Annotated in this window: 19 protein-coding genes and 2 pseudogenes; 14 read left to right on the forward strand and 7 right to left on the reverse strand. The window is 36.2% G+C overall.

The features are described from left to right. The first annotated feature begins 58 nt into the window (after window positions 1–58). Window positions 59–1,213 carry a GGDEF domain-containing protein gene (locus tag WFH18_RS12450; protein ID WP_323126790.1) on the forward strand — a complete coding sequence of 385 codons (1,155 nt, stop codon included), beginning with the start codon at window positions 59–61 and terminating at the stop codon, window positions 1,211–1,213. An 8-nt stretch (window positions 1,214–1,221) separates the two neighbouring features. Here WFH18_RS12450 and WFH18_RS12455 read toward each other — a convergent pair whose 3' ends face one another. Together WFH18_RS12455 and guaA are read right to left on the reverse strand one after the other, a co-directional pair. Next, window positions 1,222–2,154, reverse strand: a complete 933-nt coding sequence (locus tag WFH18_RS12455) for a restriction endonuclease (protein WP_004280964.1) — start codon at window positions 2,152–2,154, stop codon at window positions 1,222–1,224. Window positions 2,155–2,313: 159 nt separating this feature from the next. Further along, window positions 2,314–3,882 carry a glutamine-hydrolyzing GMP synthase gene (guaA, locus tag WFH18_RS12460; protein ID WP_071851253.1) on the reverse strand — a complete coding sequence of 523 codons (1,569 nt, stop codon included), beginning with the start codon at window positions 3,880–3,882 and terminating at the stop codon, window positions 2,314–2,316. Window positions 3,883–4,226: 344 nt separating this feature from the next. On the opposite strand from guaA, the gene WFH18_RS12465 reads away from it, so the two are divergent. Then, on the forward strand, window positions 4,227–4,865 hold the full coding sequence (locus WFH18_RS12465; RefSeq protein ID WP_004644839.1) for a DedA family protein: 639 nt from the start codon (window positions 4,227–4,229) through the stop codon (window positions 4,863–4,865). Window positions 4,866–4,903: 38 nt separating this feature from the next. Here the strand turns inward: WFH18_RS12465 and WFH18_RS12470 are convergent, their stop codons facing one another. From WFH18_RS12470 to WFH18_RS12480, 3 genes are all read right to left on the reverse strand, one after another. Beyond that, window positions 4,904–5,497: a hypothetical protein gene (locus tag WFH18_RS12470; protein WP_004732653.1), complete on the reverse strand. Its 594-nt coding sequence runs from the start codon at window positions 5,495–5,497 to the stop codon at window positions 4,904–4,906. 198 nt (window positions 5,498–5,695) lie between these two features. Continuing rightward, a complete protein-coding gene (locus WFH18_RS12475) occupies window positions 5,696–6,088 on the reverse strand; it encodes a hypothetical protein (protein WP_005105109.1) in 393 nt (130 codons plus the stop codon). A gap of 13 nt (window positions 6,089–6,101) precedes the next feature. Beyond that, window positions 6,102–6,935, reverse strand: a complete 834-nt coding sequence (locus tag WFH18_RS12480; protein ID WP_034618746.1) for a ParA family protein — start codon at window positions 6,933–6,935, stop codon at window positions 6,102–6,104. 167 nt (window positions 6,936–7,102) lie between these two features. Here WFH18_RS12480 and WFH18_RS12485 point away from each other — a divergent pair, with 167 nt between their 5' ends. The 12 genes and pseudogenes from WFH18_RS12485 to WFH18_RS18540 form a co-directional block, all read left to right on the forward strand. After that, window positions 7,103–9,442 (forward strand): hypothetical protein, encoded by a 2,340-nt coding sequence (locus tag WFH18_RS12485; RefSeq protein WP_005265440.1) that lies wholly within the window; start codon window positions 7,103–7,105, stop codon window positions 9,440–9,442. Continuing rightward, on the forward strand, window positions 9,439–11,733 hold the full coding sequence (locus WFH18_RS12490) for a hypothetical protein (protein WP_005265439.1): 2,295 nt from the start codon (window positions 9,439–9,441) through the stop codon (window positions 11,731–11,733). Before WFH18_RS12485 ends, WFH18_RS12490 begins: the two co-directional genes overlap by 4 nt. Beyond that, complete coding sequence (locus WFH18_RS12495; RefSeq protein ID WP_005265438.1) at window positions 11,727–12,254, forward strand: hypothetical protein; 528 nt, start codon at window positions 11,727–11,729, stop codon at window positions 12,252–12,254. The genes WFH18_RS12490 and WFH18_RS12495 overlap by 7 nt, the downstream gene beginning before the upstream one ends. Next, the gene (locus WFH18_RS12500; RefSeq protein WP_005265436.1) at window positions 12,251–13,654 is read left to right on the forward strand and encodes a tyrosine-type recombinase/integrase; all 1,404 of its coding nucleotides are present in this window, start codon (window positions 12,251–12,253) and stop codon (window positions 13,652–13,654) included. Before WFH18_RS12495 ends, WFH18_RS12500 begins: the two co-directional genes overlap by 4 nt. A 109-nt stretch (window positions 13,655–13,763) precedes the next feature. Next, window positions 13,764–14,911 (forward strand): IS3 family transposase gene (locus tag WFH18_RS12505; protein ID WP_100358110.1). Its coding sequence is split into 2 segments (ribosomal slippage): window positions 13,764–14,010 and window positions 14,010–14,911, totalling 1,149 coding nucleotides; the frame shifts between segments, so codons are not numbered across the junction. 306 nt (window positions 14,912–15,217) lie between these two features. Beyond that, window positions 15,218–15,781: a GNAT family N-acetyltransferase gene (locus tag WFH18_RS12510; protein WP_005265435.1), complete on the forward strand. Its 564-nt coding sequence runs from the start codon at window positions 15,218–15,220 to the stop codon at window positions 15,779–15,781. Between the two features lie 12 nt (window positions 15,782–15,793). Further along, the gene (locus WFH18_RS12515) at window positions 15,794–16,540 is read left to right on the forward strand and encodes a TenA family transcriptional regulator (protein WP_005265434.1); all 747 of its coding nucleotides are present in this window, start codon (window positions 15,794–15,796) and stop codon (window positions 16,538–16,540) included. Then, window positions 16,533–17,786 carry an MFS transporter gene (locus WFH18_RS12520; protein ID WP_005265433.1) on the forward strand — a complete coding sequence of 418 codons (1,254 nt, stop codon included), beginning with the start codon at window positions 16,533–16,535 and terminating at the stop codon, window positions 17,784–17,786. The genes WFH18_RS12515 and WFH18_RS12520 overlap by 8 nt, the downstream gene beginning before the upstream one ends. Continuing rightward, window positions 17,776–18,981: a trans-sulfuration enzyme family protein gene (locus tag WFH18_RS12525; RefSeq protein WP_005265432.1), complete on the forward strand. Its 1,206-nt coding sequence runs from the start codon at window positions 17,776–17,778 to the stop codon at window positions 18,979–18,981. The genes WFH18_RS12520 and WFH18_RS12525 overlap by 11 nt, the downstream gene beginning before the upstream one ends. An 8-nt stretch (window positions 18,982–18,989) precedes the next feature. Then, window positions 18,990–19,832, forward strand: a complete 843-nt coding sequence (locus tag WFH18_RS12530) for a dienelactone hydrolase family protein (RefSeq protein WP_005265430.1) — start codon at window positions 18,990–18,992, stop codon at window positions 19,830–19,832. Between the two features lie 65 nt (window positions 19,833–19,897). Next, on the forward strand, window positions 19,898–20,821 hold the full coding sequence (locus tag WFH18_RS12535; RefSeq protein ID WP_005265429.1) for a GlxA family transcriptional regulator: 924 nt from the start codon (window positions 19,898–19,900) through the stop codon (window positions 20,819–20,821). 220 nt (window positions 20,822–21,041) lie between these two features. Continuing rightward, window positions 21,042–21,116 (forward strand): annotated as a pseudogene (locus tag WFH18_RS18540) (arsenical resistance protein ArsH); the annotation flags it as partial. 9 nt (window positions 21,117–21,125) lie between these two features. Here WFH18_RS18540 and WFH18_RS12540 read toward each other — a convergent pair. Next, a pseudogene (locus WFH18_RS12540) lies at window positions 21,126–22,088 on the reverse strand (IS30 family transposase). A 145-nt stretch (window positions 22,089–22,233) separates the two neighbouring features. Then, complete coding sequence (locus WFH18_RS12545) at window positions 22,234–23,007, reverse strand: hypothetical protein (RefSeq protein ID WP_336754965.1); 774 nt, start codon at window positions 23,005–23,007, stop codon at window positions 22,234–22,236. Window positions 23,008–23,216: the final 209 nt, after the last annotated feature.

The raw sequence follows: 23,216 nt of genomic DNA on the forward strand, positions 1-23,216 counted from the left end.
TTATACTGTCACTGAGGCAGGTTGGACATTTGATTTCTAGAGTTATTTGCATTTCTCTATTTTATCAAAATTCAACCTGCTTTTTTTTAGCATACTTTTTGATACACCACCAAAATACTTATTACAGGTCAATTTATTCGCACAGCTGGCATATGCCTCTTATACCCTCGCCGATATTCTGGTGCTGCATGATATTCTCAAGTTACTCATTTTGACCAAAATCAGCTATACCATCCTGATCGTACTGATCACGATCTGGATGTATCACTCTTACCGCAATCTGCCTGTCTTTGATCTGCTCTTGCCTACCTCGATTATTGGTGCAAGTGCCATCTGGTTTTTTAATCTGAATCAGTCTGAAAGTGCTTATACCCTCATTTATCAATATGCCTCCTTAGTCTTTATTGTACTGGCCAATTTATGTGTGCAGATCCGGTTCTGGCCGTCTTTGATTACTTCAAGTCTGATTACCCTGATGATTTACATCGGTGTATATTTCAATACTCGGTCTGACCTGTACCAGATGTTTTTATTTTCCCTGATTTATCTGCCAGTATTGACCTTCAGTCTATATATTAGCTGGAGCTCGACCTTAAAATCACGCATGGTATTTTTGCAGCATACCCTGAATGAATATAATCGGCAGGCCTTTGAAAATATGGCTCATACCGACTCACTCACTGGCCTGAATAACCGTCGCTGTTTTGAATATCTCGCGCAACAACTGGTACAACAGAATTTTGATCAACCGGTGCCTATGAGTTTACTGGTCTTTGATGTCGATCATTTTAAGCAGATTAATGATCGTTATGGTCATGATATCGGAGATCAGGTCTTACAGACGATTGCCCTAAATACACACAGCGAAATGCGGCAGCATGATATTTTGGCACGCTATGGAGGCGAGGAATTTATTGCATTTTTACCCGAAACTTCTCTGGATGAAGCGCTAAAAGTTGCCGAGCGTTTAAGGCATAAAATTGAAAATATTGTGATCGATCTAGACAGCCAACATCGTTTCAGTTTTAGTATTTCGATTGGTGCTGCCATTCTGGAAAGCTGTGAAACGGATTTGATGACCCTAATTAAGCAAGCCGATATTGCCTTATATCAGGCTAAAGCCAATGGACGGAATCGGGTTGAAGCTTATGATCCAGATCTGGAGCAAAGTTTAGCTGGGGAGCTGCAAAACTGGCAGGTTAAACCAGCTTAAATTACCCGTTAAAAATTATCTTCATCAAAACGATCTTGGTCGATTTTATAGATATGAAAACTACGTTCTATTTGTACACCTAAACCAAATTCAATCATTAAAGACGTCAGCTTATCGCCATCAATTAAAACAATACCGGATTTTCTTGCCGACTCAATGGCCTCTTTACTGAAACTTGACGTAGTAATGAATACACCCTTCTTAGCAACTTGATCGGCCAAAGCACCTTTAAACTGTTGAATGTCGGGACGACCAACAGTATCTTTCCAACGTTTCGCTTGGATGTAAATTTTATCTAGCCCTAATCGATCTTCACTAATTACACCATCAATTCCACCATCGTTGGTTTTACCAATCGCTTGAGCTGCATCTTGATGTGAACCGCCGTAGCCCATTGCCACCAGAAGATCGACAACCAGTCTTTCAAAAAATGAAGGAGATTTATCTTTTACCATCTGAAGCAAATCACTTTTCAAATCAGATTTTAATAATTCCGTTGTGTTCTGGATTGTTTCTTCTGGAGTCTGAGTTTCTTGGTAACTATTTAGGCTTTCAATAACTTGTAGATTCCCGATCCCAAACTCATCTTTATTTTTCTTTCCTAATTTAAAATCTGAAAATCCGTTGAACTGTGCTAAATATTCATTTGTTATAGCATCTAAACTTTTTAAATCAACCTGTCTACCCAAGCTACTAATCTCACAATATGCTCTCTTCGGTTGTTGAACTAAGCCCGCCTTAACTAAGTAGGTCTTTGCCCATGCCACTCTATCTTTAAATATATTTTTCCCGCTCGGAAGAATTTTATTTAAATCCTCTTCGTGTAAATTGGAACGTTCAGCTAGGATATTCGCAGCATCCGAAATTTTTATTGGCTCATTTAATTCTGATAATAATTTCATTAAAGGCAGCATTAATTGATCATAAGTAGGTAAAGGCATTTTTTAGCTTTTAAAGGTTTATTTTTATTCAGTATAAATCAAAAAAAGAGCGCCGAAGCGCTCTTTTTTATTAGGTTATATCTGATAAACCAGATACTGCCACGCGCATAGCGCTTGGCGTAATTTAGGCGGACAGCAGTGCTGTCCGAAACCCCTAAATTACTCCCATTCAATTGTTGCTGGTGGTTTAGACGATACGTCATACACAACACGAGAAACTTCAGCAATTTCATTCATGATACGGGTCGAGATCTTATCGACTAAATCATAAGGAAGATGCGCGAAACGAGCCGTCATAAAGTCCACGGTTTCTACCGCACGCAGTGCAATCACCCATGCATAACGACGGCCATCACCGACTACACCCACCGATTTTACTGGCTGGAATACTGCAAATGCTTGAGCAGTCTTGTCATACCAGCCGCTGGCACGCAGTTCCTGCATGAAAATGTCATCCGCAAGACGTAAAATGTCTGCATATTCTTTTTTCACTTCACCCAGGATACGCACACCAAGACCTGGGCCCGGGAATGGATGACGGTAGATCATGCTGTGTGGCAAGCCTAAAGTCGTACCCAATTTACGTACTTCATCTTTAAATAAGTCACGTAATGGTTCAACCAGTTCAAACGCTAGATCTGCTGGTAAACCACCCACATTATGGTGTGATTTAATCACATGTGCCTTGCCCTGCTTGCTTGCAGCAGATTCAATTACGTCTGGATAAATCGTACCTTGTGCAAGGAATTTTACGCCATCTAATTTACGTGCTTCTTCAGCGAAGACAGCAATAAATTCACGGCCAATAATTTTACGTTTTGCTTCAGGATCAACTTCACCCGCAAGCGCAGTCAAGAAACGCTCTTCAGCAGCAGCACGAATAACACGGATACCCATGTTGTCAGCAAACATTTGCATCACTTGATCGCCTTCGTTCAAACGAAGCAAACCGTTGTCTACAAATACACAGGTCAGCTGATCACCGATCGCTTTATGCAACAGCGCTGCCACTACAGATGAATCCACACCACCAGAAAGACCCAGTAATACTTTTTCATCACCAATCTGTTGGCGAAGCTGTTCTACACGTAGATCAATAATGTGTTCTGGCGTCCACAGACCGCGACAACCACAAATTTGATGAACGAAGTTCGACAGTAATTCTGCGCCTTTAGACGTATGTGTCACTTCAGGATGGAACTGAATACCATAGAAACGGCGAGTTTCGTCAGAAACCATAGCAATTGGACAGCTAGGCGTTTGTGCAGTGATCTGGAAGCCTTCTGGAATACGGGCAACCTTGTCACCATGGCTCATCCAGACATGCAGCTGGTTTTCACGGTCCTGTAAATTACCGATCAGCTTGTCACGTACGACAATATCTACTTCTGCATAGCCAAACTCATGCACAGTACCTGGCTCAACTTTACCGCCAAGCTGTTCGCACATGGTTTGCAGGCCATAACAAATACCCAATACCGGCACACCCAGCTCAAATACCACTTGCGGCGCACGCGGGCTGCCCTCAAGGTGAACACTCTCAGGTCCACCAGACAAGATGATACCGTTTGGATTAAATGCACGAATGTCTTCTTCAGACATATCATAGGCATACATTTCAGAATATACACCAGCTTCACGGACACGACGTGCGATGAGCTGACTATATTGAGAACCGAAATCCAGAATCAGGATACGATCTTCAGTAATTTGAGTATTGGTAGTCATGACGAACAACTATGAAAGGCAAACGAAAGATAAGCGCCGTATTCTAACATTTTTCAGCGCATTAAGCACACAATTCGCATTAGGTATACATTTAGTTGATTGCATTATATTTCTAGCACAACAAAGCGTCCCTTCGGATGCCTTGTTTGGTCTGTCATTTTTATATTTTTAAGCTCAAGATTTAATCCAACTAAGCATGTTTTTATAAAAATCTGAAGATAATATGTAAGAGAAATTTTTGCTCAATTGAAGATGGATGGAGCGTTAATTATTTTACTTTCTGGTACTGACTTTCATGCCCCGGGCTGTTAGGATTTGACCACACTTTTGCTTGTACTGGGCTCATGGAACTGATTGATTTTATCTTGCATGTTGATGATCACTTGCTTGAATTTATCACCAATTACGGGATCTGGATTTATGCCATTCTTTTCCTAATTATCTTTGTAGAAACAGGTCTGGTGGTGATGCCGTTCCTGCCCGGTGACAGCTTGCTATTTGCAGCAGGTGCACTGGCAGCCTCTACTGGTGCGATGGATCCTTGGGTGCTGATTCCGCTCTTGTTTGTTGCGGCAGTATTGGGCGATACCCTGAATTATCATATTGGCAAATATATTGGACCTCGGGTTTTCGAGATTGAATCGCGCTTCATCAATAAAAAACACTTATTGGCGACCCAGCAATTCTTTGCCAGACATGGTGGTAAAACCATTATTTTTGCGCGTTTTGTTCCTTTTGCCCGTACTTTCGCACCCTTTGTCGCCGGTGCTGGCAGCATGAATTACAAATATTTCCTGACCTATAATGTAGTAGGTGCATTTGCCTGGATTAGCTCATTTGTCATTTTGGGCTATATGTTTGGCAATATGCCGATCGTCAAAGACAACTTCACCTATCTAATTTTTGGCATCATTATTTTAAGTGTATTGCCAGGTGTGATTGGCTTTATTCAACAAAAGCTCAAAAAAAGTAAAACAGCTTAAGAACTTTTTACATTAAGATTCTTTTACAGCCTGTGCGTTTAATCCCAGAGCTTGATCAAGAGTGGGATGAGACAAAGCAGGACAAATAGAGCCGCGCCTTTATAAATGAGGCCGGCTTTTATTTTTTCAGATGGACTGGTCAATATGGCCTGACCAAAGACCATCCAGAATATCCCGACCGGAACGGTACTCAAGCTAAAGGCAGCAAAAACCAGAACGAAGTTGGTCGGGCTTTGCCAGGTTTCCATCGGTAAAATTCCAGAGGCCAACAATGCTGCTTTAGGATTTTTTAGGGTAGTTGTAAACATTTGCCAGGGGCGAATCTGCGGATGGTTCTTGCTGTAGCGTTCTAACTGCTGGGCCTTATATAAATGCAAGGTCATCCAGCCCACACAGATGGTACTCAGCACATAGACCAAGCCTTTAAAATTTGGCCAGATCGGTGACGCCAGATGAATCACCAAGGCCCATACATTAATGGCATAAAAATAGCCGAGCAAAATGGCAGGAAGATAGAGACTGGTTTTGGCCTGCCCCTGCTGATGAGCAGAACTAGCCACCAAGGCATTGGCGGGCCCTGGAACCATCAGTACAGCAATGAGTCCTAAAACAAATAACCAATTTTCAATCATCGCAATGAACTTTTCCGGGCCAAGGTTGTAGCTTAATCAATATGAGAGTGTGATAACAAGCTTATAAATTTCAGATTTATATACAGTCTGGTCAATTTCCCGTGAGTTTTATCTTAATGTAAACCGCCCTATTCTTGGTGAAAGCAATAAAAAAATGCCGACCCGAAGTCAGCATTCATCCGTTTAATGTTGAATGATTTATTTAGGCGTCGCCTGCCGAACGATGATCGGACAGTTCTTATAACGCGCGGCCTGTACAATCGCTTCCTGCTCGCCTAAAAGCCGTGCCAGTTCGGTTCTTTTGGTATCGGATGACTGTCCCATATTGACTGAAACACTCGGGCCAATACCCCAGCCACCGCGACTGCCCCAGCCACCGCCAAGACCAACGCCCACACCGACGCCTGTACGTTTCGGTGGCTCAACGCCATTGTCGATATACTGCTGAATACGGTTATATTCACCCTGTAGTTGCGAACAACCCAAAGTCTGATACAGGGTTGGCGACACATAAGTCGGTTTTACCGGCGTTGCACAGGCACTCAGTAATGCAAGTGCAGCAATACTCAGGCTTATTTTCACAAGTTTCATAGCTAACTCGATCTTAATTCTGCTCTATCTCATTGAACAACGATTGATAGGCCTGAGTCAATTTATGATCAGTAGCCAAATGAATCAAAGGCTGATTTTTCTGATGAGATTCTTTCATCAAGATCGACGGTGGCAACATACTGTCGAGGACCGGCAACCCTTCATCTTTGAGCTGTTGTACCACTTCACGCGGTAACTTAGCCTGTGCCTGAAACTGGTTGACGACAATACCTTCAATTTCCAGCCCTTCATTATGGTCATCCTGAGTTTCAATCACATTTTCAATCAGGGTCTGCAGGGCGCGTTTAGAAAACACGTCACAGTCGAAGGGAATCAGCACACGGTTCGCCGCAATGAGAGCAGAGAGGGTAAAGAAATTGAATGCAGGCGGTGTATCAATAAACACCCGATCATAATATCCTGACAGTTGTTGTAAGGCATCTCGTAACTTGTAGATCTTGTGCTTGGACTCCAGTGCATAGGCCAATGCACCCAGTGTCGGGCTAGCCGGAATGACATCGAGATGTTTAAAAGAAGATTGATGCACATAGCTTTCCAGACCTTTGCTACGACTTTTTAAAATCGAGCCAATCGCATTACCAAGCAAGCCCTTGCTTTGCTGATTACCGAGTACATCTTCAAAATAGTTTTCGATATTCGGTTCGAGTGCCGGCTTGTTACTAGAATACGTCGCATCATCACCCAGCACATACTGGCTAGAGTTGGCCTGCGGATCCAGGTCAATCAATAAGGTTTTTAAACCCTGATGTGCACTGATCGCTGCCAGATTGACAGTAATACTCGACTTGCCTACCCCACCTTTTTTTTTCGTGCGTTGAGCTATAATGTCAATATAAGCTAACTCATTACTTTAAAAATAATAGTTATATATTTTACATCAATTTATTTATTGACACATGTCAATTCAAAAGTTTTTTTGTTGAGGAGAGCACTTTGGACAGCAGATTTTTGAAAGGATACCCCAGACTAGGTACAATTCTGAACGAGAAATTCATGATCAAGCTGCACAATTCATTACCGGCAGTATCACAAAATAAAACGCCCCATATGAATAGCTATGCAGTTTTCATTGATATAACAGGCATGGGTAGTAATCGCCCATACACAGGTATTGATATTCTAAATAGCGAAAAGCTAGCTTATGAGCAATTAAAGCTTTTTTCTGGATTTGTATATACCGAGTATTCAGATCTCCCTCAACATAGCCAACACCACATTATATGGTTACATGTGAGGGCTATCACTAAGTTTATCAGTACTAATGGAATCAAATTAAATACAGATAACTTACTAACATCTGATCGAGATCAAATTAGTAAATATATTGAGGCTTACAAATCACACGCAATAGACTTAGATCGAAAGGAGTACTACAACGGGTGGACTGTAATCTCTCAAGATGGTATCAGTAGGCGATATCAGCTACAGAAAATATATGATACTTATGGTAAAGAATTCGCTTTAGAAATACATAGTTATATAGAGAGATATGCTCTAAAAAAAATAGACTCAACTCTACGTTCATCATTAGATCAAATTATAATGTTGTTTAACGAGTTTATATTAGTTGTTGATAATATTGAGGAGCTAAAATATCACCTTAATCATGGCAATTCATATTATTTCATGCTCAATATTTACCATCGTTTTTTTGCTAGACGAATAGCAAATGGTGGTGAAGCTCATGCAGCTATCAAAGATTGGTCGAGAATGATAGCGCAATATATGAGTTGCTTTATTGAGGAAGGAGTATTTGAAGAACCACTATACCCATTTGTTATTCCCAAGTTTAAAAAACCCAAAGAGGATAATAAGACACTTCCATCGGGGGGCTCATTCACAAAGGAAGAACAAGAGCAATTTTATGGTGGTATTCCTCTCTATATTAAAGACGAAGAAGTTATTACTAAATTACAAGTACGGTTAGAGAATGAATTCAATCACATAAAACAAGCCCTTGATAAATATGTTGACTCATATATCTTTAATTACAAAAAGGTAGAATCTTTTAAGGGTAAAATCAAAGTACGACCGCCAGGTGTTCGTATGACTGAAAACGACAGTATTAATAGCGGATTAGGGTATCTAGCAAACACCCTAGCAACACTAAAACATTACGGAATCAATCAATGCTTCAATTCAGTAGTTGACATAAATGGTAATGTTTTAGACAAAAGAAAGTTTTCTGACTACATACTAGGCATATCAAATAAAGCGAAAGTATTTCGTGAATTATGCCGTGTAAATAAAAATTTTATTGTTGCCGTATATGCACTGCTTATTTTAGAACACCCTTCTATAACCCCTAGTTGGTTAGAAACATGGGAGTTATATGACAAAAATGAAGACATGATAGGTTTTAAGCAAGTTGGCAAACATTGGATAATTTCATCTTTTAAAAAACGTAAAGGAGCAACCCAGGCACAGCAAGATGTAGTACTAACACAGCGTTCAAAATATCTTGTTGAGACACTAATTGAAATGACCTCTTTTGAGCGCAATTGCTTGAAAGCTATGGGTGATAATAACTGGCGTTATATGCATTTATACGCATCTATTAACACTGTTAATGTCACGAAAAAACTATCTGGAATTATACTTAGTAATACTGAGACCCTTGGATTTTCAGATCTTAAAAGAGCATTCTCAAAGGTTCAATATAATGAGAATGGACAACCATACCTCAGTGAAGATGAAATAAATGCGTTGATGTCTGTCTTTAGCTTGAGAAATATCAGGAAAAAGAAGGGAATATACACATATCTTGAAACTCGTTCGATTCAAGAGGTGAGTAAAAAGCTTGGTCATAAGCAAGTTAATATTGAAGTGATAGAGGCATACTTACCACAAGCATTATTAAATTTCTTTAATAATCGTTGGGTTCGAATTTTTCAAAATGCATTAATGTTTGAAGCTATGAAAAACTCTGATTTACTCAATGAAGCGCTCGATTTTGATATAAAATATCTTGAACAATTTCTTGAAAATCATAAGATGCGTGACTTTCCTGCGCACATGATGGACATTGAAAATACCAAAACTAAAGAGGAAGAAGAACAGGTTAAGCAAAAGCTAGATGCTCTAGTTTTCATGATTAGTCCATCTCTTCTGCAAATGCTAATTGCTATACGTACTGTTGTGGAAGAATACAATGACACCATACCTGACAATGTTAAGTATTGGTACATGACAGCCGTTTTCGTATTGTCTCAGTACGAATGCAAAGATAAGTCGAAACGCATTGTTAATGTTGATTCTACTATTGATTTTTATAAAAAAGCATTAAAACAACCGCTTGATATTGAAAAAGTAAGACAAGGAATTTTTGCATGAGTACAGCATTCAACCAAAATTTAAAACTCGTTTACTCAAGCCTAGAAAATCCACTAATTAATATACAAACTGATGAGCTAAAAAAAATATTAAAACAAGCGATTGCTGTAAATGACCTTCAAACTATGGCTAATATGACAAATTTATATACACAGTCGTTTATTAGTATTGAATATAAACCTATATGGTTAAAGTCTGCTTTTGAAAATGATAACTGGGAAATTGAATTTCCTAAAAGCAAAAACTTTCCTCAAAGCTCATCAACAGTTGTTCCATGGAATAAAATACAATTAGATGATGGAACTTTCTTAATTGAGCCACAACATAGCAAGTTGTTAAATACTTTTAAACGTTGGGTACTTAATATTGATAATCCAGCACTCAATGCTGGAAGGCTATCTAACTTAGCAACATCTAGAAATAACTTGTATCGTGTTCTGAGGCTTATTGAGTGCATTATATTTAACGCTAGAGCAATCAATCTAAGTAAAATGCATCTATCCCTTATCAGTACAGAATTTCTTCTTGATATTTTAGTATCAATGTCAACAGTTGATACATATGGAGCTCCGATATACTTACGATTTGAAGAGCATACTCGCAATGAACTTATCAAGGCATCATCTGCGTATGAAGCTACAGAAAATAAAAAATGTCTTTTGAATATATTTAACTTTACTACCGATGAATACAATAAGGCTAATAACTTTATTATTGAGAAATTTGTCACTAAGAGTAATGTTTTCGATTATAGTAAATTCAAAAAGTTTATTTTCAATAGTAATAAAAAAATTTTACCAATTAAATCAAATAGCTTCATTAAATTTATGGTGCATAGAGATTATCACCCCATAGATCGATTCTTTGGACTTTATCATCCATCACAAAGCACACTTAAAATTTCAAATATTAAGAATGATGACGAAGTCGGTGCTTTAAACTTGATGAAATTAATAAAATCACTAAAGCAGTTATCATTCTCTGCAAATCAAGAACGAATGCAGCTAGATCATACTGCATTCAGTAAATTAAATTTTAACACTGTTGCAAGATTGGTTGACATTGCGGAAAGTGGACGCTTTAAAACACTGCCAGTGATGCCTATGCTCGACTTAATGCGTGATACATTTGAATTTTCATTTAAAAATATTGATGAAATTCTTGAATCTGTAGTTGATGTATTCGAATTTCAAGTAGGAAAAAAAAATATAACACTTCCTCTTAACAGATATTCACGTAAAAATTTTACTAATCTTGTGAATCGCCTATATCCTGAAAGATTAGTTTGTGGAGCATACATAGGATCTAATATTAATATTGATATCAAGAAAGCCTCTCTTCATAGCAATACATTAATTAATAGATATAATATATTAATAACAAGTATTCAATTTTTATTTTCTGTATTTTCCGCAAAAAGATCGAATGAAATCAATAGTTTAAATCCACAATCAAACCTGGTCCCAGATATAAACCCAGATGATACAGATTATAATACTCATTTTTCTATTCAAAGCATTGTAATGAAAACAGGGGTTGGTGGTGATAATGGAACCAAAGCAATTACACAAAGACCTATAATTCGCTCTATAGCTAGATTAATGTGGAAAGTTGAATCATTTAATAAGAAAATTATACAACTCGGTATTGATTTACCGCGTTTATTCAATTTATTAGGAGGCGCAGAAAAAAATTTAAAATTTACTGATTTAATAACGACTTCCCCTTATACATATATTTGTGACTATTTTGAAACGCCTTTTATAAATGAAAATGGTATACCGAAAAAATTATATTTTTCAAATCACCAATTGCGACGATTTTTTGCAATGATGTTTTTCTGGACAAATGGTTATGATGGTCTTGACGCAATACGGTGGATGCTTGGACATAGTTCGTCCGAGCATCTATACCATTACATCACAGAGTCAAATAATGGTGCTGTATTAAATGGTATTAAAGCAGCACACTTAGTTAGTGAAGTACAAAATGGGCAGCTTGAAACCATTGATGTATTGCGTAAAGCAATTAGCAAATACTATGACGTTGAACAAGCCAATATCGAGCTAGAACGTATCTCAGATGCTATTCGTGATTATATTGATGATGAAGATTTTGAAACTAAGCCATCACATATTAGTGCTGCTGATCTTAACGCTATTGAAAACACTATCTACAAGTTACTACACGATGATGTTATCCGCCTGGAACCTGAGTTTTTTACAATTGAACGAGGAGGTATTACTGTACAAGATTACCGAATGATCTTAGAAGTTAGAGAAATATGCTAGTGAAAATTCTACAGAAAAACCAAGATAAGGTAACTAATACAAAGATATTACTTATCAAGATTATCAATGAGCCAGAAAAATATAATTTACCTGAAATCCAAAGTGCATTATGCAGTCAACGCAAATTGGCTGCATTTTCTAGTGAAAAATGTGCTATTACACCTTGTACGCTCAATACTTTGAAAAGTGCTGCAGAATACTGCTTGCCACGTGGTTTTATTGAACTGGATGAATTACGTCAAAACGCAAAGGCAGCACTTGAGAAAGAGATAGTTAAAGATTCAGACCCTAATCACAATACAAAAGCATATTTCAAAGAACGCTTAAAAAATGCCGAAATAGAGCTAGATATGAGCAAGCGTACTATCATGGGTTTAACTACTATTATTGGTGAAATGTCCTTGGAATTAGCGAGAATGGCTAACTCAGGCAACATGACAAATGAAAAGCGTCAAGCTCTCTATCAAGATCTTAATAATAAATTACAGCACAAATTGTCATTTACCTTAGGAAGTAAATGATGCCTGTTGCAATAATCAAAGATTATATTGGTTTCAGCTATTATTCAAATATTGAAAAAAAGCTCAACTTAACAAAGCCACAAACAATCCCATATGTAACATATGACAATGGTATACCATGTTTTGAAACAAACCATTACTTACTATCAAAGTTAGAAGAAGGTAAGTCTACACGTGTTGGAGGTGGCACATTACGCACGTATGCGAACCAAATTATTCATCTAATTAACTTTTGCTATAATAATAATATAATCTTCACTCAATTAACTGATTCGTATTTTTCTCTTTTTATTAAAGGTTTAATAGTACAGCGTGATAGCTTGGGCAACCTAAAACGCACTGGAAAACAAGTGCGACAAATAGGTACTCAGTGCATACATTTCCTAATGTATATTCAGGATTTTTATCATTTAGACCATTTTATTGGTCAAGATAAAGGCTGCACGATTAGAATTAAAATTAAAAAGACAAGTCAAAAGACTGAGGGTAATAAACTATTCAACGTCGAAAGCCCAACTCATAACTCCTTTCCTAGTGATACACCTCTGAAACGCAGACATCCTGTGTCGGAAGAGTCAGCAATGAAGGTCTGGGAGTATATCAACGACCAACCTAATCGAGAAAAACGTATTCGTGATGTTGCTCTCTATTCATTTTTGGAAACTACAGGTGCACGTAACTCTGAAGTTCACATGGCTACGGTGAAAGATATTGATAATGCTTTAATGCAAGGTGACGCACCATTATTGAGAGTCACAACATTAAAACGTAACAATCATGAACGCTTTATCCCGGTACCGCAAGCATTTTTAAGCACTATTATTCAATACATTCGCAAGATTAGACGTAAGATTATCAAAAGAACTATTGGGGTAGCTAACGATCACGGTTACCTTTTTGTGAACCTAAATAATGGTGAGCCTTTATCAGCAGAATCAACACGTAGACGAATGAATGAATGGAAAATAGCATGTGGAATCAAAGAGAGTTTCCATCCCCATTTGTTCCGTCATGCATTCATCACCAACACCTTAAAAAGAATCATTTTGCAGCACAACAATATCAATAATGCAGATGATTTTCGTAAGCACCTACTACATACTGAAAAGTTTAAGTTAGAGCTACAGCAATGGTCAGGTCACACTCATACCAGTTCATTAAATACATACATTGATCTAGTATTTGCTGATATTAACGGCTATCAAGAAGTATATGATAGAGCATCGTTAGTTAATGTTACTGAAGATATATTGGTTAGAGCTAACACATTGGCGAGCCAACTCAAGGGTAAACTAATTGATATTAATGAAGCCACAAGTGACTTTATTGAGCTTGTTGAAGCGTTTCAAAATGATGTCAAAAATGCTGCATCAAGAGTAGAAAAAGGGGAAATTGACTAATAATATGCTGAATAGCCACCAAAATTCTAGACACACCTTGAATAGTGAATAGCCACCGATTTTGTAGACACCTTTTAGTTAGATAAAATGGCTAATTAACGAGGTGCTTATGAGCAGTAAACGATACCCTGAAGAATTCAAAATTGAAGCAGTAAAACAAGTCACTGAGAAAGGTCATAGTGTGGCTGAAGTTGCTACACGTTTAGGAACCACTACACATAGTCTGTATGCTTGGATCAAACGTTATGATCCACAGCAGCCCAAGACAACAGAATCTAGTGATCCAACTACAGAATTAGCGAAATTAAAAAAAGAGCTGCAAAGGGTCACTGAAGAAAGGGACATATTAAAAAAGGCCGCGGTGTACTTCGCAAGCCAGTCCAAATGAGGTACGCCTTTATTCGGGACAACCAACATATATGGTCTGTTCGTCGTTTATGTTCAACGTTAGATGTTCATCACAGTGGTTATTACGCCTGGTTAAAGAAACCTACCAGTATAACTGCGAGGAAGCGGCAACAGCTTTCAGGATTAATTAAACAGTTCTGGTTGGAATCTGGCGGAGTCTACGGTTATCGCAAGATTCATTGTGATTTGAAAGACGTTGGCGAAAGTTGCGGTATCAATCGAGTACATCGACTCATGAAGGCGAATGGTCTCAAGTCACAGCGTGGCTATCGCAAACCTAGAGCTAATGTTAGTACTCCATCGATTGTGGCTCGAAATACTTTAGACAGACAGTTTAACCCCACCCAGCCCAACCAGTTGTGGGTGACTGACATCACTTATATTCGCACTCATGAAGGATGGCTGTATCTTGCAGTAGTAATCGACCTATTCTCACGGCTAGTCGTTGGCTGGTCTATGAAGTCGAGAATCACAACAGATCTGGTTTTAGATGCTCTACTGATGGCTTTGTGGCGAAGAAGCCCAAAGAACAAAGTCCTGATTCATTCTGATCAAGGTAGCCAATACACCAGTCATGAATGGCAGACATTTCTCAAGCATCACAACCTTGAAAGTAGTATGAGCCGGCGTGGAAACTGCCATGATAATGCTGTTGCTGAGAGCTTCTTTCAGCTGTTAAAGCGAGAGAGGATCAAGAAGAAAATCTATGTGACAAGAACTGAAGCAAGGTCGGATATCTTTGAATATATAGAGATGTTCTATAACTCAAAACGCAGACATGGTTCCAATGGTCAGCGTTCTCCATTAGATTATGAAAAGGCCCATCAAAAGATGGTTATGTGTGTCTAGAATTTTGGTGGCTATTCAGTTATACGAAGAGCAATTAGCTGTGCGATAGATTCTAGGTGTTGGCGTCTTCATTCAATAATTATATTACTAAAAATGCATTCAAAAATTGTGTAATGACAACTCATATGTCATTTGATGTTCTTTCTCGAACATGCAATGACTAGCTCATTTAAATGTCACTCTAGGTCAATTAACAATCAAAAGATGTTTAAATGTCTTTTTTCAATGCAAAGTATGTCTTTTTTTTGACTAAAAAATAAAAAATAAAATTTAAAATTTAAAGGTAAGAAACTCACGGAAAATCACATGTATTCTTTTGATTTTATAGAAGATATAGAAAAGTTTAAACTTTATGAAAGTCGTCTGATTAGTCTTTTAAGTAAAAGTATAGAAGATGAATCAATTTTAGGATTTGATGAAAATTTTGAGAAAAATAACCAAATTGAAGCTTACTTAGAAGCTTTACGACAGAATTTAAAAAATAAAACTTTAGTTATTGTAGTTGGTATAGACCGAAATGATGAAGAAAAAATCATTTCTACCTGCCAGATTAAAACCTCCCTCCAGAATACTACAAAGCATATTGCTGATTTGCAAAAAGGGATTATTGATCCTAATTATAGAGGTTCATCTCTTTTAAAAACAACCTTAAATCAAATTGCATCTTATTGTCTTTGTAAAGATATTGAATTACTAACTTTAGATGTCAGAGAAAATAGCCCTGCCCATAAAATTTGGCTGAAGTGTGGTTTTAGAGTTTATGGAATTTTAGAGGATTACAGTAGATTAAATAAAGAAAAATTTAAAGGAATTTATATGGCTCAATCGAGCCGTGAATTATTCGAATTAACCCAACCTAAACTTAATTGAAGTGAGATTGAAATGTTAGCCCCAAAAGAATTCCGTTTAAAAATGCGTGAAACCTTAAATAAGAACCTTACTTTAGGCCACCCGCTTTTCAATCATATTATGAATGAAAATAAACCAAATCTAGATCTCTTAAAGTTTACCAGTTTACAAGGATACCAATTAACAAAGTTTTTTTTAGAATATATCGAAAACCTATTTTTCTACTGTCCTATTCAAAAGCATAAAATTCATCTATTACATAATATGTATGAGGAGCAAACTGGCTTTTTATCAAAAACCAAAAATCACGTTTATTTAATGCAGGACTTTATTAAGGCAATCGGTATATCTGATGAAGAACGTGAATCAGCAACAGCATTAAAAAATACGCAAGAACTCATCGATTATCGTTTGAATGCTTGTAGAAATCCAGAGCTTTATCATATTGGCGCTGCAGCAGTTATGGTGGCTAGTGAAGGTCAAAACCTTGAAAAAATTGGAGAAGAAGCAAGACATAATATCTTAGGTAAAACATATAACCTTAAAGATGAAGATCTCTATTTCTTCTCTGTTCACCAAAAAGAAGATGTTGGTCACGTAAAACAAGGCCTATCTCTACTGGTTGATTATTGCACAAATGCAAAGCTTCAAGAAGAAGCTATTGAAGCAATTGATCATACTTGCAAACTATTCTATCAAATGTATCAAGGCATTTATGAATACTATGGACTTGATAAATTAGATAGTAATTCTCAAATTAAAGTAGCCGAAAATGCTTAAATCAGTTTTAGATTTAAATAATAAATCTAGTATTGTAATTCTAGGATTAATGATCACTTTAATGGCTTCATCCATTAAGGGATTATATCAAGTATATTTCGTAGATTTATTAGATATTTACCAAATGTCACGTGCCCAGTTATCATTGCTGGGTGCTATCTTTGGATTATTTGTAGGTATATTCTCACCGATAACTGGCTATATTTGTGACAAATATGGTCCGTTGAAAACAATTTTATCCGGTATTGTAGTAGCAATCGTGCTCTTTGGATTAATTTCGATTAATCAATCACAATATATTCTTTTTTTATCTTTAGGTTTTCTTGCTGCATACGCTATAACTGCGATGACATTTATTCCATTTGCCATACTTGTTGACAGTATATTTAAAGATGAAAATAAAGGAATGGCTTTCGCTATATTATCCAATGGTACAGCAATAGGTTTTATTGTCTTATCACCATTATGGGTTTATTTTTCAACATTCCTAAGCTGGCAATATTCAAATTTCATTGTATTTCTTCTATTTTTAATTGTCATTTTGCCATGTGGGTTATTACTTAATAAAAAAGTCATAATCCCTGCTAAGAAGAAAGAAAGCTTACAAAGTAAACCTAAAGTTCTAAAGGAATTGACATCTTTTAATTTTTTATTTCTTACCCTTTCATTTGGGGGATGTGGTATGGCAATGGCCTTTATTGATGTCCATTTACTACCACTTATTAAGGAGAATAAAACTTTTTTCTTATTTGACTCTAACACAACTTTAATTGCTACAGCATTAAGTACTCTAGGTATTGCAGAAATCATCGGTTCAATTTTCATTGCAATAATAATACGTTATGCAAATCTTTATTTGACCCTTGCAGCATTATATCTAGTTCGTTGTTTACTTTTTATCTATATTTCAATTTTTAATAATGACCTATCCTTCTTAACCTTTGCTTTTATTTTTGGTCTTACCTATATGGGTACGGTGATTATTAGTTCTTTGCTTTGCCTCAAATGGTATGGAGCACAAATTAAAGGTCAAATATTTGGATATCTATTTTTATTTCATCAAATTTTTGTATTCATCTCGGTATGGTCAGGCGGAATAATTTATGACTTTAATAATAATTATACTCTCTACCTACTAATGCTTAGCCTGATTTCACTCACTTCCATATTCGCAAGTTTATTCCTTTTTTTCAAACATTCTACAAATAAGCCCCTAATTCTAAAGGAAATAAGTAATGACTCTTAATCACCTTACTTCTATGCTTCATGCTAACCGAGAAAGTTTAGATGATTGTCATAGCGATCCTATTGCTATGACTGCAGCATATGACTTTGATACAGCTTTTGATGCAAGTGAACGCTTCAATAACCGCACACAAGGCAATATTTATAGCCGCTTTACTAATCCATCTGTACGTCTTTTTGAAAATAAAGTAGCTCTTCTAGAAGGTGCCGATGATGCGTTAGCATTTTCTTCAGGTATGTCAGCTTATCTAGCTCTAGCTATTTGTTTTCTTAAGAATGGCGACCATATTCTAGTTGCAGATGGTATTTTCGGAACAACAACTAGCCTATTTAAAAATTTTCTTATTAAGTTTGGTGTGGAAGTTTCCACCTTTGAAGTTTCTGAAGATTTAAGAATATCGAACCATATTAAACAAAATACCAAAATGATTTTTGTTGAGTCGCCAACTAACCCAATTTTACAAATTATTGATATTGCAAAAGTAAGTAAAATAGCTAAAGAAAAAAATATTATCTTTATTGTTGATAATACTTTACTCACGCCAATATTCCAAAAGCCATTAGCTTTTGGGGCAACACTGTCTCTTCATAGCGCTGGAAAATTCTTTGATGGCCAAGGAAGATGCGTGGGTGGTGTTATAGCTGGTGAACAGAGTCATATTGACCAACTTAGGGTTTATTTGCGCCATACAGGTACCTGTTTAAGCCCTTTTAATGCTTGGTTGCTTTCATCAAGTATTGATACGTTAGAGAGCCGGATGCTTACTCATCAACGAATCACTCATAAGGTTTATGAGTGGCTCTCAAATCACCCCTATGTAAATAAAATTTATTCTACTTTTAGCAGTACTCATACCAATAGTGAAATTGTTAAAAAGCAACAAACCGGTCATACACCAATCATTTCATTCGAGATTAATGGTGACATGAATACAGCATGGAAAGTCATAGATAACTTAAAACTTATTACAAACTGTACAAATATTGGTGGCAGTCGCTCGATGGTCACACACCCGTCCTCTACTACTCACTGTAAATATTCAGAAGAAGAGCGTATGAAAGTGGGGATTAGCCAAAATCTTATTCGTCTTTGTATAGGACTGGAAAACGAAGTTGACCTAATTAATGATCTTGATCAAGCCATAAATCAAGCTGTCAAAATGCAAAAACATCTTCTTTTAACTCAAGTTATGTGAAAGTAAAAATGAAAAAAAGTAAAATTGTTTTATCAGTGCTAGTGCTTTTTAATATGAATGCGTACGGTGATAATTTTAAAGTTTACGATAACCCCGTAAAATATTCATATATCGCTATTCAAAGTTCAAAATCACAAAATATATTACCTGCTAAATTAACCATTCCTAGTAATGTTACAACTCCGCCAGTCGTTATTATTGCTCATGGATCTGGTGGGGTTGATGAGCGAGGAAAACTTTATGCTGAAAATCTTAATAAAAGTGGATTTGCTACACTTGAAATTGATATGTGGAGTGCAAGAAATCTGAAAGGAGGTTTATCGCGTCCACAGCATGTAAATGAAACTATTCCAGATATTTTAGCATCAATTGAATATTTAAAAACTAATGAAAAAGTTAATAGTCAAAAAATTGGATTAATAGGTTTCTCATGGGGCGGCGTATTATCTATGTTATTAAGTGATACTAGCTATAATGCCCCACCCGAGTTAAAAGCGATGGTTGCTAACTACCCAGTTTGCTGGGCTTACAATAAAGTACCGGGATATAATTTTAAAAATTTGAGAAATAATATTAACACTTTGATTATATCAGGTAATAAAGATCTTTATGATAAACCAGATGATTGTTCAAAACTCACTCATACACTTAATAAAGTGGATTCGAGTAAGGTCAATTTAATTCAGCTAAATAATGCAACTCATGGTTTCGACAACCGTCAAGAATCATCTACATTTTACGATCCTTATGCTTTTCAAGGAAAGGGAGGAAATGTACCAATAGTATTCAATCCTCAAGCTACTAAAATAGCAGTAGATAATATAGTAAAATTTTTTAAAACTAATTTGTAATACATTTAAATTATCCGTAATATGAAAAAATATTTTTGATTTTTAGATAATACAGGTCCAGCGAGATGGGTGATAGTAGAAATATATATTTCTTATTAAATAAAAACTTTCATCTACTTGATTTAGCTGGGCCTGCCCAAGCCCTACAAGAAGCTATTTTATTAGGAGCAAACTTTGAAATACATTATATCGGTTTCATCGATAAAATTAATTCAGCTCAGAATTTAAAAGTTATTAACATCGATCCTCCACCAACGGTAATTGAAGATAATTCAATAGTTATAGTTACTGCTAGTCAGTATAAAGATGAGATATTTAAAGATCCTGAAAGCATTTTAAGTGCCAAATGGCTTAATTCAATTTATAATCCCAATATTACTTTAATTGGTATCTGTACAGGCTGTTTTCTAATTGCTCAGTCTGGTCTTCTAGACCAAAAAAAATGTACTACACATCATTCTCTTACGAATATACTTCAAAAGAAATACCCACAACTACAGGTAGTTCCCGATCAAATTTTTGTCCAAGATAAAAATATTTTTACTACCGCTGGTGTTACAGCGGGAATTGACTTAATTTTATACTTACTTGAAAAATGTTTTAATTTAAATCTATCACTGCAAGTAGCGCGTGATTTAGTTGTGTATAGACGTAGAATGTCGAATGATTCTCAGCATTCTACTCATATTCAATATCGAAATCATATTAGTCCTTTAATTCATAAAGTCCAAGATTATATTTCTAAGAACTACACCCAGAATATTAATCAATCACAACTTGCCGAAGATCATAATATATCCTTAAGACACTTACAGCGATCATTTAAAACTTTTACTGGGATTACTATACATAAATACATTAATTTGATCAGATTAGAAGAAGCTAAATCATTAATCGAGAATGGGTATAAAATTGAATATGCAGGTCATTTAACAGGCTTCCCTAATACAAGCTCTCTACGAAAATTACTTAATAAAAGTAATATTTAACTGAAGCAATATTTTTCTGAGCGTGGTGTGAGTATGAATCGTTAGGTATCGGCAAAATTGGCTATATAATTTTACATATTAATGGTCTACTTGGAATGAAAATGACTAATAAAGCACGAATAGGAATGGATGGTAGACTTTTCCAGTAACTCTCACACTTGGAGGCCCAGACATATACTCAATAATTTCGGGTTCTTCTCCTGTTTTTTCAGCATATTAATCGGCATATTTGACTGATCGGTACTCTAAACATGTGGAAGAACTATCAAAAGGTGTAAATCAAAAATCTATTTAAATGGCGGATTCAAGCGGCAAGTGCAACAGTATAAAAACCAGCCATAACTTCACTCGGTGTATACCAACCTAGTGTTTTTCTAGGACGATGGTTGAGTGCAAATTCTATCTGCTCTATTTGTTCGTTTGACACGCCATCAAACGATGATGATTTTGGCAGATATTGACGGATTAAACCATTCGTATTTTCATTTCTAGCTCGCTGAATAGACTTGTAAGGATCCGCAAAATACGTCTCTATGCCAGCATCAGTAATTCTTTTGTGTTCGGAAAATTCTTTGCCATTATCAAATGTCACACTATAAGCATGGCTCATTTGTAAACGATCTAATGCACAAGTAATCGTTTGAGAGGACGCTCTTGTTGGCCCTAAATGAACAATATGTACATACAGGCTCTTTCGATCAACGAGAGTCAATAAAGCACCTTTATGATGTTTACCAATCACCGTGTCACCTTCGAAATCTCCTAAACGTTGTCGTTGATCAATGACCTGGTCTCGGCAGTGAATACTTGTTTTATCAATGATTTGACCCCTACGATCCGTGTTTTTGTAACCCCGTTTTCGATATTTCTTCTGATGCCTTAAGTGTAGATGAAGTTTACCGCCTTTTGATTTATCTTGATAAATGTACTGGTAAATCCACTCATGTGAAGGTACATCCAGCCAACCGCGTTGTGTTAAAGCACCTGAAATTTATTCGGGTGACCAGTCCAAACCAATCAAGTAATCAATATAAGCGAAGGCAAACGCTGTCATGGGTGATGAAGGACGGTACTGTCTTTGACTTGCAAATTTAGCTGCCTGTTGAGCTCTATATCCACGTTGCCCAGTATTTCTTTTTAATTCACGGTAGATGGTTGATCGTGAACGTCCTAACTCCCGAGCAAGGGTAGCGATTGAACTTTTACTTTTCAAAGTAGCATAAATTTCGTATCTTTCATCTTGAGAAAGTTGGGTATATTTCTTCATTGTGTGCTTTCCAATTGCGAGTTGAAAAAGTCTAATGATTCTATGAATACACCTAACTTTTTCAACTAACTACAAATGTGTTGCACTTGGGATTTGAATCTGCGAATTAAAAAATCGGATACCTTGAGAAACATGTACCTTATCTTCAATTACTATCACTAGGTTTCTCATCTTTTTTCTTCTGAACCAAATCCCATATTGAGAAATCAGGCTTAGCTTTATCAGAATGTTCAGCAGGATTAACTTTAAATGCTTCAAGATTGATTTCTAAAAGTTTCAATTTAAGCTCTTCAGAACCAGTAACTCCTAACTGTTCAAGTTCTTGAATTTCTGTTTTGTACCGTTCATAAGATTTAGCCAATGCTTCTTTATGAGAATATTCTTGCTCTAATTTAGAAAAACGATTCAAATTTATATTTGCAATTGTTGCTATCCAAATCAAAGGTGCGTTGATCAATAATTTGAATAAAAAAGTATCCCATTTCATGTTTAAAAAATCTGATTTATCAAACAAATAAAAATTAAATCCAAAAATTGCTAATACAACGATAACAAATACAATAATGCTAATTTTTTGTCCTTCTTTAGCTTCTTTCCCCTTTACAACAAAGCCCCCTGCAAGCCCTGCTTCACTAGACAAGCCAATGACTGATTTTGCTCTTTCTTCTACTTTTTTTAAGTTTTCTAATCGGCTATCTAAATCTTTACTTAAAGCCGTAATATTTTTTTCTTCATTACCATATATTTTGTCATAAAAATTTTGAATCCTCGATAATTGAAAATTCATCTGCTCATTTTTACTTTTATTATCAGGATCATCGGAAATAAATAAATCGTCATAGTATGCAACTAACTCATTAATTTTTCTTTCGTATTCTTTGACTTTCGTTTCATCATTATCATTCAGTTCATTAAACAAATTTGCGTATTGATCTGAAATTTTGTCAATTTCATAATTTACTCGATCAATTTTAGAAGTATCCTCACCATTTCGATCAAATAATTGACTGTAAGCCGTAAGTTGACAAAAATAACTAATGATGCGAAAAGGTTTTTTTAGTTAACAGATGTTCACACATGCCTAGAATTGTTTCTGTACCACTTAGTTTAGAACAGCGAGAACGACTC

The sequence above is a fragment of the Acinetobacter sp. USHLN143 genome (assembly GCF_037145695.1).
GTDB classification, from domain to species: Bacteria; Pseudomonadota; Gammaproteobacteria; order Pseudomonadales; family Moraxellaceae; genus Acinetobacter; species Acinetobacter fasciculus.

Excerpts from the sequence above, each read along its gene's own strand:
- WFH18_RS12455 (WP_004280964.1), bottom strand. The coding sequence starts at position 2,154 with ATGCCTTTACCTACTTATGATCAATTAATGCTGCCTTTAATGAAATTA.
- guaA (WP_071851253.1), bottom strand. The coding sequence starts at position 3,882 with ATGACTACCAATACTCAAATTACTGAAGATCGTATCCTGATTCTGGAT.
- WFH18_RS12465 (WP_004644839.1), top strand. The coding sequence starts at position 4,227 with ATGGAACTGATTGATTTTATCTTGCATGTTGATGATCACTTGCTTGAA.
- WFH18_RS12470 (WP_004732653.1), bottom strand. The coding sequence starts at position 5,497 with ATGATTGAAAATTGGTTATTTGTTTTAGGACTCATTGCTGTACTGATG.
- WFH18_RS12475 (WP_005105109.1), bottom strand. The coding sequence starts at position 6,088 with ATGAAACTTGTGAAAATAAGCCTGAGTATTGCTGCACTTGCATTACTG.
- WFH18_RS12485 (WP_005265440.1), top strand. The coding sequence starts at position 7,103 with ATGATCAAGCTGCACAATTCATTACCGGCAGTATCACAAAATAAAACG.
- WFH18_RS12490 (WP_005265439.1), top strand. The coding sequence starts at position 9,439 with ATGAGTACAGCATTCAACCAAAATTTAAAACTCGTTTACTCAAGCCTA.
- WFH18_RS12495 (WP_005265438.1), top strand. The coding sequence starts at position 11,727 with ATGCTAGTGAAAATTCTACAGAAAAACCAAGATAAGGTAACTAATACA.
- WFH18_RS12500 (WP_005265436.1), top strand. The coding sequence starts at position 12,251 with ATGATGCCTGTTGCAATAATCAAAGATTATATTGGTTTCAGCTATTAT.
- WFH18_RS12510 (WP_005265435.1), top strand. The coding sequence starts at position 15,218 with ATGTATTCTTTTGATTTTATAGAAGATATAGAAAAGTTTAAACTTTAT.
- WFH18_RS12515 (WP_005265434.1), top strand. The coding sequence starts at position 15,794 with ATGTTAGCCCCAAAAGAATTCCGTTTAAAAATGCGTGAAACCTTAAAT.
- WFH18_RS12520 (WP_005265433.1), top strand. The coding sequence starts at position 16,533 with ATGCTTAAATCAGTTTTAGATTTAAATAATAAATCTAGTATTGTAATT.
- WFH18_RS12525 (WP_005265432.1), top strand. The coding sequence starts at position 17,776 with ATGACTCTTAATCACCTTACTTCTATGCTTCATGCTAACCGAGAAAGT.
- WFH18_RS12530 (WP_005265430.1), top strand. The coding sequence starts at position 18,990 with ATGAAAAAAAGTAAAATTGTTTTATCAGTGCTAGTGCTTTTTAATATG.
- WFH18_RS12535 (WP_005265429.1), top strand. The coding sequence starts at position 19,898 with ATGGGTGATAGTAGAAATATATATTTCTTATTAAATAAAAACTTTCAT.